This is a genomic window from Pseudomonas sp. 8 R 14 (genome assembly GCF_900005955.1).
GTDB classification, from domain to species: domain Bacteria; phylum Pseudomonadota; class Gammaproteobacteria; order Pseudomonadales; family Pseudomonadaceae; genus Aquipseudomonas; species Aquipseudomonas marginalis.
The window spans coordinates 37,809-56,799 of record NZ_CVTH01000047.1 but is presented as its reverse complement, the minus strand read 5'-3'; the positions used below and the strand labels follow the sequence as shown (position 1 = coordinate 56,799).

General features: G+C 62.8%; 16 protein-coding genes. 13 read left to right on the top strand and 3 right to left on the bottom strand.

The annotated features are described in order from the left end of the window. Positions 1–70: 70 nt before the first annotated feature. The 3 genes from BFQ01_RS31345 to trxA all read left to right on the top strand — a co-directional run bounded on the left by BFQ01_RS31345 (position 71) and on the right by trxA (position 2,692). A protein-coding gene (locus tag BFQ01_RS31345; RefSeq protein WP_370467938.1) for an IS3 family transposase occupies positions 71–1,290 on the top strand; the annotation gives its coding sequence in 2 pieces (ribosomal slippage) (positions 71–416 and positions 416–1,290; 1,221 coding nt in all). Positions 1,291–1,300: 10 nt separating this feature from the next. Continuing rightward, positions 1,301–1,768 (top strand): Abi family protein, encoded by a 468-nt coding sequence (locus tag BFQ01_RS31340; RefSeq protein WP_256097720.1) that lies wholly within the window; start codon positions 1,301–1,303, stop codon positions 1,766–1,768. Between the two features lie 51 nt (positions 1,769–1,819). Next, on the top strand, positions 1,820–2,692 hold the full coding sequence (gene trxA, locus BFQ01_RS09980; RefSeq protein ID WP_065925136.1) for a thioredoxin: 873 nt from the start codon (positions 1,820–1,822) through the stop codon (positions 2,690–2,692). On the opposite strand, the gene BFQ01_RS09975 is transcribed toward trxA, so the two are convergent. Then, entirely contained in the window at positions 2,689–3,036 is a 348-nt protein-coding gene (locus BFQ01_RS09975; RefSeq protein WP_065925135.1) for a hypothetical protein, read from the bottom strand. The genes trxA and BFQ01_RS09975 overlap by 4 nt on opposite strands. Positions 3,037–3,167: 131 nt before the next feature. On the opposite strand from BFQ01_RS09975, the gene BFQ01_RS09970 reads away from it, so the two are divergent. The 5 genes from BFQ01_RS09970 to BFQ01_RS09950 all read left to right on the top strand — a co-directional run bounded on the left by BFQ01_RS09970 (position 3,168) and on the right by BFQ01_RS09950 (position 7,159). Beyond that, entirely contained in the window at positions 3,168–3,770 is a 603-nt protein-coding gene (locus BFQ01_RS09970; RefSeq protein WP_065925134.1) for a DUF2796 domain-containing protein, read from the top strand. 6 nt (positions 3,771–3,776) lie between these two features. Further along, on the top strand, positions 3,777–4,487 hold the full coding sequence (locus tag BFQ01_RS09965; protein ID WP_065925133.1) for an ABC transporter ATP-binding protein: 711 nt from the start codon (positions 3,777–3,779) through the stop codon (positions 4,485–4,487). 1 nt (position 4,488) lies between these two features. Then, entirely contained in the window at positions 4,489–5,754 is a 1,266-nt protein-coding gene (locus BFQ01_RS09960) for an ABC transporter permease (RefSeq protein ID WP_027605183.1), read from the top strand. A 90-nt stretch (positions 5,755–5,844) separates the two neighbouring features. Beyond that, entirely contained in the window at positions 5,845–6,366 is a 522-nt protein-coding gene (locus tag BFQ01_RS09955) for a DUF3299 domain-containing protein (RefSeq protein ID WP_065925132.1), read from the top strand. Between the two features lie 94 nt (positions 6,367–6,460). Continuing rightward, positions 6,461–7,159, top strand: coding sequence for an OmpW/AlkL family protein (locus tag BFQ01_RS09950; RefSeq protein ID WP_065925131.1), 699 nt, complete (start codon positions 6,461–6,463; stop codon positions 7,157–7,159). 157 nt (positions 7,160–7,316) lie between these two features. Here BFQ01_RS09950 and BFQ01_RS09945 read toward each other — a convergent pair whose 3' ends face one another. Continuing rightward, on the bottom strand, positions 7,317–8,201 hold the full coding sequence (locus BFQ01_RS09945; RefSeq protein ID WP_027605180.1) for a sugar nucleotide-binding protein: 885 nt from the start codon (positions 8,199–8,201) through the stop codon (positions 7,317–7,319). Positions 8,202–8,367: 166 nt separating this feature from the next. Here BFQ01_RS09945 and BFQ01_RS09940 point away from each other — a divergent pair, with 166 nt between their 5' ends. Next, a complete protein-coding gene (locus BFQ01_RS09940; RefSeq protein ID WP_065925130.1) occupies positions 8,368–12,627 on the top strand; it encodes a DEAD/DEAH box helicase in 4,260 nt (1,419 codons plus the stop codon). A gap of 107 nt (positions 12,628–12,734) precedes the next feature. Here the strand turns inward: BFQ01_RS09940 and BFQ01_RS09935 are convergent, their stop codons facing one another. After that, positions 12,735–14,840: a mechanosensitive ion channel family protein gene (locus BFQ01_RS09935; RefSeq protein ID WP_065925129.1), complete on the bottom strand. Its 2,106-nt coding sequence runs from the start codon at positions 14,838–14,840 to the stop codon at positions 12,735–12,737. A gap of 243 nt (positions 14,841–15,083) precedes the next feature. Between BFQ01_RS09935 and BFQ01_RS09930 the strand changes: the two genes are divergently transcribed. The 4 genes from BFQ01_RS09930 to BFQ01_RS09915 are packed head-to-tail and all read left to right on the top strand — an operon-like array spanning position 15,084 to position 18,988. After that, positions 15,084–16,010, top strand: coding sequence for a DUF72 domain-containing protein (locus tag BFQ01_RS09930; protein ID WP_065925128.1), 927 nt, complete (start codon positions 15,084–15,086; stop codon positions 16,008–16,010). Further along, positions 16,007–16,783: an endonuclease/exonuclease/phosphatase family protein gene (locus BFQ01_RS09925; RefSeq protein ID WP_065925127.1), complete on the top strand. Its 777-nt coding sequence runs from the start codon at positions 16,007–16,009 to the stop codon at positions 16,781–16,783. The genes BFQ01_RS09930 and BFQ01_RS09925 overlap by 4 nt, the downstream gene beginning before the upstream one ends. Next, positions 16,780–18,042 carry a cardiolipin synthase ClsB gene (clsB, locus tag BFQ01_RS09920; protein WP_065925126.1) on the top strand — a complete coding sequence of 421 codons (1,263 nt, stop codon included), beginning with the start codon at positions 16,780–16,782 and terminating at the stop codon, positions 18,040–18,042. The genes BFQ01_RS09925 and clsB overlap by 4 nt, the downstream gene beginning before the upstream one ends. Continuing rightward, complete coding sequence (locus tag BFQ01_RS09915) at positions 18,032–18,988, top strand: lysylphosphatidylglycerol synthase domain-containing protein (RefSeq protein WP_065925125.1); 957 nt, start codon at positions 18,032–18,034, stop codon at positions 18,986–18,988. Before clsB ends, BFQ01_RS09915 begins: the two co-directional genes overlap by 11 nt. The last annotated feature ends 3 nt before the right edge of the window (positions 18,989–18,991 follow it).

The following is an 18,991-nucleotide window of genomic DNA, read 5'->3' as shown; positions in this document are numbered from 1 at the left end:
TGAACGAGCCCCATGAAAGACAGGACACCGTTTCCCCCTTACGATAAGGGATAGGCAAACGGTTATGTTTATGACTAATAGCAACGACAAGAGTGGGGAGCTTTTGGGCCAGGAGCGGCGGCGCCGCTGGAGCCCGGAGCAAAAACTGGCCATGGTTCGCGAGAGTCTTGAGCCAGGGCAAAGCGTTTCGGTGGTCGCTCGACGCAACGGCATCAATGCCAACCAGCTGTTCCTATGGCGCAAGTTATATCAGGACGGCAGTCTGTCGGCGGTCAGTGCCGGTGAAGCCGTTGTGCCCGCCTCGGAGTTGAGCGATGCGCTCAAGCAGATCCGTGAACTGCAACGGATGCTGGGCAAGAAAACGATGGAAGCAGAAATCCTCAAAGAGGCCGTGGAGATCGCCCGGTCGCGAAAATGGATTGCGCACTCACCCTTGTTGCCGGGGGACGACCAGTGAAGCTGGTCAGCGAATGTCTCGGTGTGGCGCGCTCGCAATTAACGGTTCGAATCAAGCAATCGGTATCGCTCAAAGTACGGCGCCGCAGGCCTGTGGACGATGCTGATCTGGTGGTTGAAATCCAGCAACAGATCAGCGAACTGCCCAGCTATGGCTACCGTCGTGTTTGGGGATTGCTGCGTCGTGCCCGTGAAACCCAGTCGCTGCCGGCGATCAATGTGAAACGGGTTTACCGGGTCATGCGCGATCACGACCTGCTGTTGGCGCGGCGCATCAAACAGCCCGGCGTGCCGCGTCGGCACGAGGGTCGTATTGCGGTGCAAACCAGTGATACGCGTTGGTGCTCGGACGGCTTTGAGTTCCGCTGTGAGGACGGCGCCAAACTGAGCGTGACCTTCGCCCTGGATTGCTGTGACCGCGAAGCCATCGGCTGGGTCGCGAGTCCGACCGGGTACAGCGGCGATGACATCCGCGACTTGATGCTGGAGAGCGTAGAGAAACGCTTCGGTGATCAACTGCCTGCAACGCCGGTTCAATGGCTAAGCGACAACGGCTCGGCGTACACCGCCGAACAGACACGCCTGTTTGCTCGACAGATCGGTTTGCAGCCGGTGACCACCCCGGTGCGCAGCCCGCAGAGCAACGGCATGGCCGAGAGCTTCGTGAAGACGATCAAACGTGACTACGTTGCGCACATGCCCAAGCCGGATCGAGAAACGGCGCTGCGCAACCTGGCAATTGCCTTCGAGCATTACAACGAGCAGCATCCGCACAGCGCCTTGAACTATCGCTCACCGAGGGAGTTCAGGCGCTTGGCAGCAGCATCAATTTGACGGGGAGTTGGTGTCCGGTTTTGTAGGGGCAAGTCCACTGGGTGATTTATCCCACTTATATAAGGGCTTGGCGAAAGACGCGGATAAAAAGGCCATTGCCAAGCGCCTGGGACTTGCGGCCCCCCTCATGCAGTCCTGGCTGCACACCCTGACCACCATTCGAAACATGTGCGCCCATCATTCACGACTGTGGAACCGAGAGTTAGGCATTCGTCCCGTACTGCCAAGGAAAGCCAACTTCTTATGGCCGGGACAGCTCTTTCAGCCAGGGCCACACACCCGCATTTTTGCAGCACTCTGCATTCTGAATCACTTGATGCATCAGGTGAGCCCCCACAGTCACTGGGATCAACGCCTGCATCGCCTTATTTACGAATTTCCGGAAGTTAGCCTGAAAGCGATGGGCTTCCCTCTCGATTGGTATCAGGACCCTTTTTGGCATGCGCTTGGAAACAGAACACCCCGCTGCTTCCGGTAGCCTTCGCCAGCCCTTATAGTTGCCCCATTCCCGCTTTATTCGAGACGCCCCATGAGTGAGCCCACGCCGTACATCTTCGACGTCACCAGCGCCAATTTCGACCAGGCCGTGATCCAGAACTCCTTCGAAAAACCCGTGCTCGTGGATTTCTGGGCCGAGTGGTGCGCGCCGTGCAAGGCGTTGATGCCGATGCTGGCGCAGATTGCCCAGAGTTATCAGGGCGAGTTGCTGCTCGCCAAGGTCGATTGCGAGGCCGAGCAGGACATCGTCGCGCGCTTTGGCATTCAAAGCCTGCCGACGGTGGTGCTGTTCAAGGATGGCCAGCCGGTGGATGGGTTTGCCGGGGCGCAGCCGGAGTCGGCGGTGCGGGCGCTGCTGGAGCCTCACGTGAAGATGCCACCACCGGCGGCGGCTGACCCGCTGGAGCAGGCCCAGGCGCTGTTTACCGATGGCCGCATCAGCGACGCCGAGGCCGTGCTGGTGGCGCTGCTGGGTGAAGACAACACCAACGCTGCCGCGTTGATTCTGTACGCGCGCTGCCTGGCCGAACGCGGTGAGTTGGGTGAAGCCCAAACCGTGCTCGATGCAGTGAAGAGCGATGACCACAAAGCCGCCCTCGCCGGCGCCAAGGCGCAAATCACCTTCCTGCGCCAGGCCGCCGACCTGCCGGACACCGCCGAGCTGAAAAGCCGCCTGGCGCAAAACCCGCAGGACGACGAAGCCGCCTATCAACTGGCCATCCAGCAGCTGGCGCGCCAGCAGTACGACGCGGCGCTGGAAGGCTTGCTCAAGCTGTTTATCCGCAACCGCAGCTACAGCGAAGGCCTGCCGCACAAAACCTTGCTGCAGGTGTTCGAGCTGTTGGGCAATGATCACCCGCTGGTGACCGTGTACCGCCGCAAGTTGTTCGCCGCGCTGTACTAATCGCCGATCCAACTGTACAGCGGCGTATCCCCGCCGCTGGCCACCTTGACCTTGGCGCTATGGCGCAGGCGCACCAACAGGCGCTTGCCCGCCGCGGCATCCCCCGCCAAACCTTCCAGTCGATCAAGCAGTTCCAGGCCGCTGAGTTGCCCGGCGTTGCGCAACAGGTCCTGGGCGTTCTGCCACAGATCATCGTTCGGCTTGACCGGCGCTGCCGGCGCGGCGGTCGCGCTTGCCACTGGCGTCGCCTGCAACTGCGCGCCGAGTTGTGCCCAATCGCCGTCGTCCAGCTCCAGGGTCAAGTCCACCGGCAGGTCGCCGATGGTTCCACGAATTCGCAACATCGTCCTTACTCCTGCATTTTTTCTGACGAGCATGCTCCCATGCGGCTTGCGCAACGCCAAGCGGGCGGGCAAACTCTCGGCACTATTGTTATAAGATCACATAACAAAACTTTCATCTCTGGAGCTTTCCCATGCGCCGTCTGTTGCTTGCTTTGCCGTTTGCCCTGTTGCCACTCGCCATCGCTCATGCCGCCGACGAGCATGACCACGATCACGAACACGGCAGCCTCGGCGCCCACGAGCATGGCGTAGGCCGCCTTAACGCGGTACTCGACGGCCAGGCCCTGGAGCTTGAACTGGACAGCCCGGCGATGAACCTGGTGGGCTTCGAACACCTCGCCACCAGCGCAGCCGACAAAGCCAAGGTCGCCGCCGCCCGCAAACAGCTGGAGAACCCACTGGCCCTGTTCAACCTGCCCAAGGCCGCGGGTTGCGTGATCAGCTCCCAGGAACTCAACAGCCCGCTGTTCGGCGACAAACCGGAAGCCGACCACGACGACGATGATGATGACCACGACGCCAAAGACGGCGCCCACGAGCATCATCACGATCACAGTGAAATCCACGCCCACTACCAATTCACCTGCGCCACGCCGACCGCCCTGGGCAACCTGGACCTGACCCAGGTGTTCAAGACCTTCCCCGCCACTCAGAAAATTCAGGTACAACTGATCGGCCCGAGCGGCCAGCAAGGTGTTGAAGCGACGGCCACAGCAGCCACCCTGAAGTTCTGAGTGCCCATGACCCACCCATTGATCGAACTGTCTGACCTGGGCTTCAACTGGCCCGGTCACCCACAGTTGCTGGACATCCCCGCGTTCCGCCTGGAAGCGGGGGAAACCCTGTTTCTCAAGGGGCCGAGCGGCAGTGGCAAAACCACCTTGCTCGGCCTGCTCGGCGGTGTGCAGAAGCCCAGCCTGGGCAGTATCCGCCTGCTCGGCCAGGAGCTGACCGAACTCTCGGCCGGCGCCCGGGACCGCTTTCGCGTTGACCACACCGGCTATATCTTCCAGCAGTTCAACCTGCTGCCGTTCCTGTCGGTGCGCGAGAACGTCGAGCTGCCCTGTCACTTTTCCAAGCTACGCGCGCAACGGGCAAAGCTGCGCCACGGCAGTGTCGACACAGCCGCCGCCACATTGCTGGCGCACCTGGGCCTGAAGGATAAGGACTTGCTGGAGCGCCGCGCCGACTCGCTGTCCATCGGCCAACAGCAACGGGTGGCCGCTGCCCGTGCGCTGATCGGCCAACCGGAGTTGGTGATCGCCGACGAGCCCACCTCGGCCCTGGACTACGACGCCCGCGAAGCCTTCATTCGACTGCTGTTCGCCGAATGCCGCGAAGCCGGCGCCAGCCTGTTGTTTGTCAGCCATGACCAGAGCCTGGCGCCGCTGTTCGACCGCAACCTGTCGCTGGCCGAACTCAATCGCGCCGCCACGCCCGCAGAGGTTTGAGATGTATCTGTTTCGTCTAGCCATGGCCAGCCTGGCTAACCGCCGCTTTACCGCGATCCTCACCGCCTTCGCCATCGCCTTGTCGGTGTGCCTGCTGCTGGCGGTGGAACGCGTGCGCGTTGAGGCGCGCAACAGTTTCGCCAGCACCATCAGCGGCACCGACCTGATCGTCGGCGCCCGCTCCGGTTCGGTCAACCTGCTGCTGTACTCGGTGTTCCGCATCGGCAACGCCACCAACAACATTCGGTGGGACAGCTACGAGCACTTCGCCGCCAGCCCCCAGGTGAAATGGGCGATCCCGATTTCTCTCGGCGACTCCCATCGTGGCTACCGCGTCATGGGCACCAACGAATCCTACTTCGAGCACTACCAGTACGGGCGCAAGCAAAACCTGGAACTGGCCAGCGGCCGCGCCTTCGCCACCGACCCGTTCGAAGTAGTACTCGGCGCCGAAGTCGCCGATGCCCTGCACTACAAGCTCGGCGACAAGCTGGTGCTGGCCCACGGCGTGGCGGTGGTCAGCCTGGTAAAACACGATGACAAACCGTTCACCGTGGTCGGTATTCTCAAGCGCACCGGCACGCCGGTGGACCGCACGCTGCATATCAGCCTCGGCGGTATGGAGGCGATCCATATCGATTGGCACAACGGCGTACCGGCCCAGGGCAAAGGCCGCATCAGCGCCGACCAGGCGCGCAACATGGACCTCACCCCGCAAGCCATCACGGCCTTTATGCTCGGCCTGAACAACAAGATTTCCACCTTCGCCCTGCAGCGGGAGATCAACGAATTCCGTGGCGAACCGATGCTGGCGATCCTGCCCGGCGTGGCGCTGCAAGAGCTGTGGAGCATGATGGGCACCGCCGAAAAAGCCTTGTTCGTGATCTCGCTGTTCGTGGTGCTGACCGGTTTGATCGGCATGCTCACGGCGATCCTCACCAGCCTCAACGAACGCCGCCGCGAAATGGCGATCCTGCGCTCGGTGGGCGCGCGGCCGTGGCATATCGCAACCTTGCTGATTTTCGAAGCCTTCGCCCTGGCCCTGTCCGGCGTGATCGCAGGCGTGGGCTTGCTGTATGTGTGCATCGCCGCATCGCGCGGGTATTTGCAGGCCAATTACGGCCTCGACCTGCCGATGTCGTGGCCCAGCGAATATGAATGGACCTTGCTCGCCGGTATCCTGGCGGCAGCGCTATTGATGGGCAGCGTGCCCGCCTGGCGCGCCTACCGACAATCCCTGGCCGATGGCCTGTCCATAAGGCTGTGAACAGCAGCTGTACGTTTCAAGCTACAAGCCTCAAGCGAATCGGCTTTTACTTGAAGCTTGCAACTTGCAGCTACCCACTGAGGAGTCTTCATGCGTCGCGCTCTGTTTGCGTTATTGCTGCTGGTGGCCGTGCCGGCCTGGGCGGAGGACCAGCCCAGGGATTTGTCCTGGCAGGAGATGATCCCGCCGGACGCGCCACCGGAAATCCCCAATATGAAACCGCTGCACAACCTGTCGAACATGGCCGATGCCTTGTCCGTCGAAGCGGCACCAGCGGCCAAGCAGGATCTGCCCAATGCGCCGGTGGTGCAGAGCCTCGATGGCCAGCACATCCGCCTGCCCGGGTATATCGTGCCGCTGGAAGTCAGCGAAGAAGGCCGCACCACCGAGTTCCTGCTGGTGCCGTATTTCGGCGCGTGCATCCATGTGCCGCCACCGCCATCGAACCAGATCGTGCACGTGAAAAGCGAACTCGGCGTGAAACTCGATGAGCTCTACCAGCCGTACTGGATCGAGGGTGCGATGCAGGTCAAACCGTCCACCAGTGAACTGGCCGACGCCGGCTACCAAATGGATGCCGAGAAAATTTATATCTACGAACTGCCGGAATAACGCTGATCGCCCTTTCATTGAGCTGAGTCAACAGACCGGACGGAACGATCTTTACCATTGGACGTACAACTTCTAAACGTCCTCTGGAGCTCCCATGAACAAGTCTCTGCTCGGCGCGTCCCTCTTCGCCCTCGCACTCGCCGCCCCTGCCGTCCACGCTCACGAAGCGGGCGACATTCTGATTCGTGCCGGTGCAATCACCGTGAACCCGAAGGCAGACAGCGGCACCGTCAAAGTTGACCAGGGTCCACTGGCCGGCGCCAACCTGGGCGGCAAGGCGACCATGAGCAGCGACACCCAGCTGGGTTTGAACTTCGCCTACATGCTCACCAGCCATGTCGGTATCGAACTGCTGGCGGCCACGCCGTTCGAGCATGACGTGAAGCTTAAGAACACCGCCCTCGGCGCCGCCAACGGCAAGCTCGGTACGCTGAAACACCTGCCGCCGACCCTGAGCGTCGTGTACTACCCACTGGACAATAAATCCCCGTTCCAGCCGTACGTAGGCGCCGGTATCAACTACACCTGGATCTACGACGAACACGTCGGCAGCCGCGCCTCCGAAGCCGGTTTCAGCAACTTCAAGGCCGAGAACTCCTGGGGCTGGGCTGCGCAGATCGGCGCGGACTACATGATCAACGACAAGTGGATGATCAACGCCCAGGCGCGTTACATCGACATCAGCACCAAGGCCACCGTGGAAAACAACGCCGTGGCGCCTGGCACCCGGGCCAAGGTCAATGTGGACGTGGACCCGATGGTTTACATGGTGGGTATCGGCTACAAGTTCTAAGCAACACTGCATAACCAATGTGGGAGGGGGGTTGCTGTAGTGAGGGGGCTTGTCCCCGCTGGGTGCACCGCGGTCCAATGGGACTGCTGCGCAGTCCGGCGCGGGGCAAGCCCGCTCACTACAGCAACCCCCCTCCCACATTTGGTTTTGTATTGAGTCAGCTGTGGCGGTAGAACCGGTCCAGCAATGCCGGTAGCCCCGCCCGCCACGCCCGCGGCTTGATGCCGAAGGTGTGGAGGATTTTCTTGCAGGCCAGCACCGCATGCTGCGGTTCGTCTGCTGCATCCGGCCGTGCCGCGTGGGCCTGGGCGGTGGGCGCTTCGATGGCCAGCGCATGGTAGCTGCGCGCTTCGGTGAGGATCGCCTGGCCCAGCGCCAGCGGCGTGGTCGCCTCATGCCCGGCGTAGTGGTAAGTGCCCCACAGCGGCGCCGCGCAATCGAGTTGCTTGAGCACCGAGATGATCACCCGTGCGGCATCGTCCACCGGCGTCGGGTTACCGCGGCGGTCGTCCGCCATCAACAACTCATCCGGTTTCTCGGCCCGGGCCAGGAAGCGCCCGAGGGTGCCGTCGACGCTGTCATCCAACAGCCAGCCAAAACGCAACAGCACATGTTGCGGACACGTCGCGCGCACGCTCTGTTCGATCCGCCATAACGCCTGGCCGCGCAGGCCCAGGGGCACCGGCTCGTCCTTTTCGCTGTAGGCGGTGGCGCGGGAGCCATCGAACACGCGGTAGCTGGACGGTTGCAGCAGGGTAATGTTGTGGTGCTGGCACAGTTCAGCCAGGCGCTCGATGGCGAACTCCTGGGCGGCCAGGCGGGTTTCGCTGACAGCTTCGGCCTGGAACCAGTCGAAATAGTAGGCGAGGTTGATCAACGCATCGGGACGGGTGTCGTCGAGCAATTGGGTGAGGCTTGCGGCATCCCAGCCGTCTTGGGGCGGTTTGGGTGCGAGGAAACCAATGTCTTCCTCTGCACCGAGGCGAATCAGCGCCTGCCCGAGGGCATTCCCGCCGCCCAGTAACATAAGGCGCATTCGCATAGATTGAGCAGGCCCGGTCTGTTTGGAACGATGGTTATGGTCGGCAAGCCCGTGAGGCGTGCCGTAGGTTTATTCCAGAATCGTTGCATTTTGCGGGTTTGTAGCGCAACCGTCACGGATAAAGTGCGGGGTTGCAACTTGTTGGAGTGGGCTGCATAACTTAGGCATGAACCTTCCTGAATCAACCGACACGGTCTTGAACGGCTTCCACCCCGCCGTCAGCACCTGGTTCCGCCACACCTTCCCTTCGGTGACCAGCGCCCAGGCCCAGGCGTGGCCGCTGATCCGCCAGCGCCGCTCGACGCTGATCGCAGCGCCCACCGGCTCCGGCAAGACGCTGACGGCGTTCCTCGCGGTGCTCGATGACCTGGTTAACCAGGGCCTGGCCAACGGCGGGCAACTGCCGGACGAGACGCTGGTGGTGTATGTGTCGCCGCTCAAGGCGCTGTCCAATGACATCCAGATCAACCTGCAAACCCCGCTGGCCGGGATCACCGAGCATTTGCAGCGCCTGGGCCTGCCGCCACTGGTGATCCGCACCGCCGTGCGCACCGGCGATACCCCGCAGAAAGACCGCGCACAGATGCGCAAGCGCCCGCCGCATATCCTGGTGACCACGCCGGAATCGCTCTACGTGCTGCTGGGCTCGGACTCCGGCCGGCAGACGCTGGCCAGCACGCGCACGGTGATCGTCGATGAAATCCACGCCATCGCCGCCAGCAAACGCGGCAGCCACCTGGCCTTGAGCCTGGAGCGCCTGCAAGGCTTGTGCGCCGAGCCGCTGACCCGCATCGGTCTGTCGGCCACGCAAAAACCCATCGAAGCGGTGTCGCGCTTTCTGGTGGGCACTGAGCGAACGTGCGACATCGTCGACATCGGCCATGCCCGCCCCCGTGACCTGGATATCGAAGTGCCCCCGGTGCCGCTGTCGGCGGTGATGGCCAACGATGTCTGGGAGCTGGTCTACGACCGCCTCTCCGCCCTTGCCCGTGAGCACCGCACCACGCTGATCTTCGTCAACACCCGGCGCCTGGCCGAACGCCTGGCCCGGCACTTGAGCGAGCGCCTGGGCAAGAGCGCCGTCGCCGCCCACCACGGCAGCCTGGCCAAGGAGATGCGCCTGGACGCCGAGCAACGGCTCAAGGCCGGCGAGCTGCAAGTGCTGATCGCCACAGCGTCCCTGGAACTGGGGATTGATATCGGCGATGTCGATTTGGTGTGCCAGATCGGTTCGCCGGGCTCCATCAACGGCTTTCTGCAACGGGTGGGCCGCTCCGGGCATCAGGTCGGCGGCACGCCCAAGGGGCGCCTGTTCGCCACCACCCGCGACGATCTGATCGAATGCGCCGCCCTGCTCGATTGTGTGCGGCGGGGAGAACTGGACACCTTGCAGATCCCGGTGGCGCCCCTGGACGTGCTGGCCCAGCAGATCATCGCCGAGGTCAGTGCCCAGGAGTGGCCGGAGCAGGCCCTGCTTGACCTGATCCACCGCGCCGCGCCCTACGCCACCCTGGATGAACGCCACTATCAGGCGCTGCTGCAGATGCTCGCCGAGGGCTACAACGGGCGCCAGGGTATCCGCAGCGCGTACCTGCACCGCGATGCCCTGACCCGCACCCTGCGCGGTCGCCGTGGCGCCAAGCTGACCGCCGTGACCAGCGGCGGCACCATCCCCGACAACGCCGACTACAGCGTGTTGCTCGAACCCCAAAGCCTGAACATCGGCAGCGTCAACGAAGACTTCGCGGTGGAAAGCATCGCCGGGGATATCTTCCAGCTCGGCAATACCTCCTACCGCATCCTGCGGGTCGAGGCCGGCAAAGTGCGGGTCGAAGACGCCCACGGCCAGCCGCCGACCATTCCGTTCTGGCTCGGCGAAGCGCCGGGGCGCAGCAATGAGTTATCCGCCGCTGTCGCGCGTTTGCAGGGGCAACTCGACACCCTGCTCAGCGCCAGCCCCGGCGACCTGCAACCGGCGCAAGAGTGGCTCACCGGCACCCTTGGCCTGAACCGCGCCAGCGCCGAACAGATCCTCGACTACCTGGCCCGCGCGCGCCTGGCCCTCGGCGCGTTGCCGTCCCAGGACACGTTGATCATGGAGCGGTTTTTCGACGAATCCGGCGGCACCCAGTTGATCATCCACACGCCGTTCGGCAGCCGCATCAACCGGGCCTGGGGCCTGGCCTTGCGCAAGCGTTTTTGCCGCACCTTCAATTTCGAATTGCAGGCGGCAGCCAGCGAAAATGCGATCGTGCTGTCGCTGTCCACCAGCCACAGTTTCGAGCTGGATGAGGTGTGGCGTTACCTCAACAGCAACAGTGCCGAACACCTGCTGATCCAGGCGGTGCTGGATGCGCCGCTGTTCGGCGTGCGCTGGCGCTGGAACGCCGGCGTGGCCCTGGCGCTGCCGCGCTTTACCGGTGGGCGCAAGGTGGCGCCGCAGATCCAGCGCATGAAGAGCGAAGACCTGATCGCCAGTGTGTTCCCCGACCAGATCGCCTGCCTGGAAAACCTCGCCGGTGAACGCGAAGTACCCGAGCACCCGCTGGTGGAACAAACCCTCGATGACTGCCTGCACGAAGCCATGGACAGCGACGCCTGGCTTGCCTTGCTGCGGCGCATGGAGCGCGGCGAAGTGCGCTTGATCAGCCGCGACCTGCCGGCGCCCTCGCCCATGGCCGCCGAAATCCTCAGCGCGCGCCCCTACACCTTTCTCGACGATGCACCGCTGGAAGAACGCCGCACCCAGGCCGTGCTCAACCGCCGTTGGAGCGACCCACAGAGCACCGACGACCTGGGCGCACTGGATGCGGACGCCATCGCCGGCGTGTGCGAAGAGGCCTGGCCGGCGCCCCATGGCGTGGATGAAATGCATGAGGCACTGATGAGCCTGGCGTGCATCGCCAGCCACGAAGTCACGGCGCAATGGGCCGAGTGGCTGAACGCCTTGGCCAAGGCTGGCCGCGCCTTTCAGTTGTCCAATGGCCTGTGGGTCGCGGTGGAGCGCCTGGGGTGTTTGCAGGCGATCTACCCCAACAGCTTGCCGTTGCTCCCCGGCTTCGATGAGCCCTGGACCTTTGACGACGCGCTGGTGGAACTGCTGCGTGCGCGCCTGGGTGGCTTCGGCCCGCAGAGCATTATCGAGATCGCCGCGCCACTGGCCTTGCCGCTGGCCGACATCACCCAGGCACTGGCCCGCCTGGAGCAGGAAGGCTACGTGCTGCGCGGTCGCTTCAGCCCCGGCGCACTCGAGGAACAATGGTGCGAACGGCATCTGCTCGCACGCATTCATCGCTACACGGTCAAGCGCCTGCGCCGGGAAATCGAGCCGGTGGCGCTGCAGGATTTCATGCGCTTCCTGTTCGATTGGCAGCATCTGTCCGATAGCACACGTGGCCAGGGCAGCGCGATGCTGCCGCAGATTGTCGGCCAGTTCGAAGGCTACGCCGCCGCCACGTCGGCCTGGGACAGTGACCTGCTCAGTGCGCGGCTCAAGGATTACTCATCGACCTGGCTCGACGAGCTGTGCCGCAGCGGCAAGCTGGTGTGGACGCGCTTGAGCAACAAGTCCGGCGCCATCGCCCTGCGCAGCACGCCGGTGGTGCTGTTGCCGCGCAGCCAGGTGGCATTGTGGAGCGGGCTCACCGAACCCACCGATAGCACGACGCTGTCGCCCAAGGCGCAGAAAGTCCACCTGGCCTTGCGCGAACACGGCGCGCTGTTTTTCGATGAGCTGGTGCACGAAGCCCATCTGTTGCGCAGCGAACTGGAAACCGCCTTGCAGGAACTGGTCGGCGCCGGCCTGGTGAATGCCGACAGTTTTGCCGGGTTGCGCGCACTGACCACCCCGGCCAGCAAGCGCCAGGCGCGCAGCAGTCGGCGCGGGCGTGGGGCGTTTATCGGCGGCATGGACGATGCCGGACGCTGGGCGCTGATTCGCCGCCCATCGACCGCCGCCGGCCCGCACTCGGCCGAAACCCTGGAACATGTGGCGATGACCTTGCTGCGCCGTTATGGCGTGGTGTTCTGGCGTTTGCTGGAGCGCGAGGCGGATTGGTTGCCGAGTTGGCGCGAACTGCTACGCACATTCCATCGGCTGGAAGCCCGGGGTGAGATTCGCGGCGGGCGGTTTGTCAGCGGGCTGGCGGGTGAGCAGTTTGCGCTGCCGGAGGCGATCCCATTGCTGCGCGAGGTGCGGCGCCGCCCCCATGACGGGAGTTTGATCGCCGTGTGCGGGGCTGACCCGCTGAACCTGGTGGGCACACTGTTGCCGGGCAGCAAGGTGCCGGCGGTGAGTGGGAATCGTGTTGTGTATCAGGATGGGTTGCCGGCGGCGGTGATGGTGGGGGGCAAGCAACAGATATTGCTGGATGTGGATCAGCAGTCAATACGGGACAAGCTGATCCAGCACCGCGCAAATCCGTAGCAGCTGTCGAGCCCCGGCGAGGCTGCGTCGGCCGCGACTCGATTCTGAATCGGCAGCGCGCCTGACGCAGCCTCGCTGGCGCTCGGCAGCTGCTACGGGGTGGAGGATTATTGAGTACGCGGCTGCTCCGTCAACACCACCGACGCCGGCACCTCTTCATCCGGCTCATCCACCTGGGGTGTACGCTTGGGCAACAAAACCTGCTGTGGATAAGTCTGCGCGAAGTGCACCTCATCACAGTTATCCACAAGCTTTTTCAAACGCTGGTTGAACGCACGGCTCACCGCATATTGCCCACCCGACACGGTACGGAACTGCGCCGTGAGCACCACGCCATTAAGGTCCATCTTGTCGACGCCAAACACCTCCAGCGGCCCTTGCAGGTTGTACTTGAGGAACACATCGTCGCGGATCGACTGCCCGGCCTCGCGGATCAGTTCCACGGCCTTGTCCACATCGGTGTCGTAGGTGAACTGCACCGAGAAGAACGCATAGGCAAATTGCCGCGACTGGTTGGTGACCGCCTTGATCTGCCCGAACGGCACCGAATGCACAAAGCCCTTGCCGTCGCGCAGGCGCAGGGTACGGATGGTCAGGCCTTCGACGGTGCCGGCGTGGCCGGAATCAAGCACCACCCAGTCGCCGATGGACAAGGTGTCTTCGATGATGATGAACAGGCCGGTAATCACGTCCTGCACCAATTGCTGGGAGCCGAAACCAATCGCCAGGCCGACCACACCGGCCCCCGCCAGCAACGGCGCGACGTTGATGCCCAGGTTGGCCATGGTGGTGATTGCGCAGATCACCACCAGGATGATTTTCACCGCATTGCGCAGCAGCGGCAGGATGGTCTTCACCCTTGTGCTGGGCTGGCGATTGGAGCGTTTGTTCACCGGCGGTTTCAGCGCTTCCTGGATCGCCGTGTCGAGCACCACCCAGAACAACCAGGTCATCAGCAGGATCAGGCCGATGCTGCTGAGGGAATCGCTGATCGCGCGTCCCACCGAGTTGCGCTGGGCGAATTCGAACAGCGACACGCCCCAGATCCGCCCGAGTATTTCGATAAAGGCGATGGCCATGACAATGCGCAGGATCGCGTGCAACAGGCTGAGAAAACGCTCCTTGTAGGCACTGCTGCGCTGGATAGCCACCTGGCTGCGGGACTTGAACAGGTGTTGCAGCACCGTGCTCAGGAATACCGTGCCGATCAACAGAATCGTGGTGAACAGCGCGCAGCGCAGGGCTTTCTGGTTGTCGTCGCCGGCGCCGATCAGGTTGATCGCCGAGACCAGCACCATCAACAGGATCGGCCAGTACCAAAGGCCGGAAAATATCCGCAGCGACTGCTGCAACGCCGGGTGTTTCAGGCGCTGGGCCAGCGGTCGATTACGGATCAGGTGGGCCACCGGGCGGCGCAGGCGCACCACCAGCACGCCAAAGATCACCGCCGCGAACAGGCCGGTAAACACCGCGATACTGCTGGTGATATTGCCCCCGAGCTGGCGGGCGATCTGCGGACTGGTCAGGGCGTCGCTGAGGGCGGCGAGGAAGCCGATCAGGAACAGCGGCTTGGGGCAGTAGTCGCGAATGATCTGCACCGCCGGCCGCTTATGGCCGACGTTGAACATCACAATCACGCACAGCAGCATCGACGTGGAGAAGATGCCGCTGCTGGTCGCATAGGCAAAGCACAGCGCCAGTGCGCGACCTATGGACGTGGGCAGGAAGTGACTGACATAGAGCGTCAGCGGCAGGCAGATCAGCGCCGGGATCGTGTAGGGCACCACGTAACCCAGCACGCCTTGCAGGCGCCCCCGCCGTTCGATGAAAGGACGACGACTCAGGCGCAGCACGATAAACCGCCCCAGCAGCGTCAACCCAACGAAGGCACCGACCCACACCCCGGACAGCAGCAGGAAGTCGCCGGCCACGCTCCACGGCGAACGCTCCGACGTCTGGTCAACCAACCGGCCGACCTCATCTGCCGCGCGGTCCGCGCGCAGGCGCCAGGCATCAACAAGGTTCTGATTGAGGTCGAGCTTGTTCTGCACATCATCGATGCTGGAACTGATGGCACCGAGCAATCCGCCCTCTACCAGCAACTCCGGTTTGGCCGGTGCTTCGGCTTCCGGCGCGGTGGCAGCGGCGTACAGTGCGCCGCTGCCGCAGAACAGCAGCGCGCCGAGCAGTAATGCAGTCTTTAGATTCAGCAAAACACCGGGCTCCTTCAGAAGGGTCTGTAAGGAACTGACGAATTTGAGCACTGATCGTTCCCCTGTTTCAGCATCTTTGCCGCTTAGGCAACTATCAAATGCGGCCTGCATGCCGGGGTGAGGCGTGGTGGCCTTCGGCACAGTTTTGAACCTGCACCGTCTGTAGGACGGTGGAAACTTTCGCGCAAATTGCACGGTCATCCCAAAACGGAGGTCAATCGACCCACATCGACGGGAGTAACCATGGCGGCGATTCATATCGGCATTTCCGGCTGGCGCTACACGCCTTGGCGGGGGGATTTCTACCCCGAGGGGCTGACCCAGAAACGCGAGCTGCAGTTTGCGTCACGGGCCGTCAACAGCATCGAGATCAACGGTTCGTTCTACGCGCTGCAAACTCCCAAGCGTTACGCCGAGTGGTATGCCCAGACGCCTGAAGACTTCATGTTCAGTGTCAAGGCACCGCGCTACATCACGCATATCCTGCGCCTGCAGGATGTGCACAAGCCGATGGCGAACTTCTTCGCCTCCGGAGTGCTGGAGTTGAAAGACAAACTCGGCCCGATCCTGTGGCAGTTTCCGCCCAGCTTTAAATTCGATCCGCTGCTGTTCGAAGCCTTCCTCGCCGAATTGCCCACCGACACCCGGCAGGCCGCCACCCTCGCCCACCAGCATGAGCCGCGCCTGAACGGCAAGGCCAGCCTGCAGGCCCACGGCAAGCGCGCCCTGCGCCACGCGGTGGAGATTCGTCATAACAGTTTTGCGGTGCCGGAGTTTGTGCAGATGCTGGATAAGCACGGCGTGGCGTTGGTGGTGGCAGACACCGCCGGCAAGTGGCCGTATCTCGAAGATGTTACCGCCAACTTCATGTACTTGCGTTTGCACGGCGACAAGCAGCTGTACGCCAGCGGTTATACCGATGAAGCCCTCAAGCGCTGGGGCGATCGCATCGAACGTTGGGCCCACGGCAAGCAACCGGCCGATGCGCACCTGGCCGCCCCGCAGCACAAACCGCGCGCCCGCAAACAGCGGGATGTGTTTTGCTTTTTCGACAATGACATCAAAGTGCGTGCGCCCTTCGATGCACGCCACTTGCTGCAGCGTTTCGGGCTGGACAGGCAGCTTTCCACCGAGCCCGGCAAGTTGCCTGAACCGGGGGTGTTGCCATGACGCATCCGGAATGGGTCCCCATTACGCCCACCGTCGCCATCACTCGCTTCACGGTGCTGACGGTCAATATCCACAAGGGCTTCACCGCCTTGAACCGACGCTTCATCCTGCCCGAGCTGCGTGAAGCGGTACGCAGTGTGGGCGCTGATATGGTGTTCCTGCAGGAAATCCACGGCACCCACGAGCGCCATCCCCAGCGCTACAGCGACTGGCCGAACATGCCGCAGTACGAGTTCCTCGCCGACAGCATCTGGCCGCAGTTCGCCTACGGGCGCAACGCGGTCTACCCCCATGGCGACCACGGCAATGCGTTGCTGTCGAAATTCCAGATCGTGAGTTACGACAACCTCGACATCTCCCAAAGCGGCCATGAAAACCGTGGCCTGTTGCATTGCGTGCTGCGCTTGCCTGGCACCGGACAGGAAGTGCATGCGATCTGCATCCACCTGGGCTTGCGCGAGGTGCATCGCCAGCAGCAATTGCGCTTGCTGGAGCAGCGTATCAGCGAGATCCCGGCGGATGCGCCGTTGGTGGTTGCCGGCGATTTCAATGACTGGCGCCAACGCGCCGACCTCAGCCAAAGCGGCCTGCAGGAAGTCTTCATGCAGGCCCACGGTAAACCCGCACGCACCTTTCCGGCACGCCTGCCGCTGCTGGCACTGGACCGCATCTATGTGCGCAATCTAAAGATTCATCACCCCAAGGTGCTGACCACCCGCCCCTGGTCCCATCTGTCAGACCACGTGCCCCTGTCGGTGGAGATTGAACTATGAACATTGCCGTTGAGCACATTTCTACCGACCAGCCGCCGGATGAAGCCAAGGCTCGCGACCTCGATTACGGCTGGCAGCCTGACAACCGGCTCGAGTTGCTGGAGAACGGCGAGGCGTACTTTCCCAAAGTATTCGACGCCTTGCGCGGGGCGCAGCGGGAGATCCTGCTGGAGACCTTTATCCTCTTCGAAGACAAGGTCGGCCATGAGCTGCAACGCATCTTGATCGACGCAGCGCAGCGTGGAGTCAAGGTGGTGGTCAGCCTGGATGGCTTTGGCTGCGGCGAACTGAGCCGCGCTTTTCTCGGCGAATTGGCCCAGGCCGGGGTGGCCGTGCAGATGTTTGACCCGGCGTCCAAGACCCTGGGTATTCGCACCAACTGGTTTCGCCGCCTGCACCGCAAGATCGTGGTGGTGGATGCCACCGTGGCGTTTATCGGCGGGATCAATTTTTCTGCCGATCACCTGGGGGATTTCGGCCCCGAGGCCAAGCAGGATTACGCGGTGCAGGTGATAGGCCCGGCGGTGGCCGACCTGCATCATTTCGCCCTCGCCCAAAGCGGTCGCCAGGTGCGCACGCGGCGCGGTTGGCGACGGCGCCAGCAACGGCCATCGCCTTGGCCGACCGATACAGGCGACGGCCTGGTGCGCCTGATTTACCGCGACAATCTGCAACACCGCGACGACATTGAAGAGGCCTACATCCATGCCTTGAGCAAAGCCCGGGAACGCGCGGTGATTGCCAATGCCTACTTCTTCCCCGGTTACCGCCTGCTGCGCGAGATCCGCAATGCGGCGCGCCGTGGCGTGAAGGTGCAATTGATCATGCAGGGCCAGCCCGATGTGCTGCTGGCCAAGCTGGCCGCGCGCATGCTCTACGACTACCTGCTCAAGGATGGCGTGGTGATTCATGAATATTGCCAGCGCCCGCTGCACGGCAAAGTCGCGCTGGTGGATGACGAGTGGAGCACCGTGGGTTCGAGCAACCTCGACCCGTTAAGCCTGTCGCTGAACCTGGAGGCCAACGTGCTGATTCGTGACCGGGCGTTCAATCAGCAACTGTACAAACGCCTGGACGTACTCGCCAAGGAGCATTGCCAGACCATGCCGGAAAACCGCAAGCCGCGCCTGTGGCTATGGCGACTGACCGTCGGTTTCCTGGTGTTCCATGTGATGCGCCACTTCCCCGCGCTGACCGGCTGGTTCCCGGCGCACAAGCCACGGTTGAAACCCTTCGAGGCTCGAACCCATGACATCTGAAGCCAACGGTTCACGCTTAAAGCGCTGGAAGAAACCGCTGACCGTGGCGTTCTTCCTGTTGCTGATCGTGCTGTTCACCCTCCTCGCAAGGCGTATCGACTGGAGCGAAGTGTTCCACACCCTGGGCGATTTCAAGCTGCGCACCCTGCTGATCGCGGGCACGCTGACGTTATGCAGCTTTATCGTCTACGCCTGCTTCGACTTGATCGGCCGCACCTACATTCGCCAACCGCTGCGCTGGAAGCAAATCCTGCCGGTCGGAATCATCAGCTATGCGTTCAATCTGAACCTGAGTGCCTGGGTCGGCGGAATCGCCATGCGCTATCGGCTGTATTCGCGGCTGGGGGTGAGCACTGGCAATATCGCCAAGATTCTCGGGCTGAGCCTGGCCACCAATTGGTTCGGTTATATGGCATTGGCCGGGGTGGTGTTCAGCAGCGGCCTGGTGACCATGCCGCCGGGCTGGAAGCTCAGCAGCGGCGCCCTGCAGGGCGTGGGTGTGCTGTTGGTGCTGGCGAGCCTGGGCTATCTGGCGGCGTGCCAATTCTCGACAAAGCGTGCATGGTCGATTCGCGGCATCGAGATCAACCTGCCGTCGCTGCGCATGGCGTGCCTGCAGTTGGCATTGGGCGCGTTGAACTGGTCGCTGATGGCCGCGGTGATTTTCACCTTGTTGCCCGCCAAGCTGGACTACCCGCTGGTGTTGGGCGTGCTGCTGATCAGCGCGATCGCCGGTGTCATCACCCATATCCCCGCCGGGCTCGGGGTGCTGGAAGCGGTGTTTATCGCACTGCTGCAACATGAAGCGTCGCGCGGCAGTTTGCTGGCCGGGCTGATCGCCTATCGGGCCATTTACTTTATCCTGCCGCTACTGATCGCCCTGGTGATGTACCTCGGTGTCGAGGCCAAAGCCAAGGCACTACGGGTGAAGAAAACACCAGCATGATCG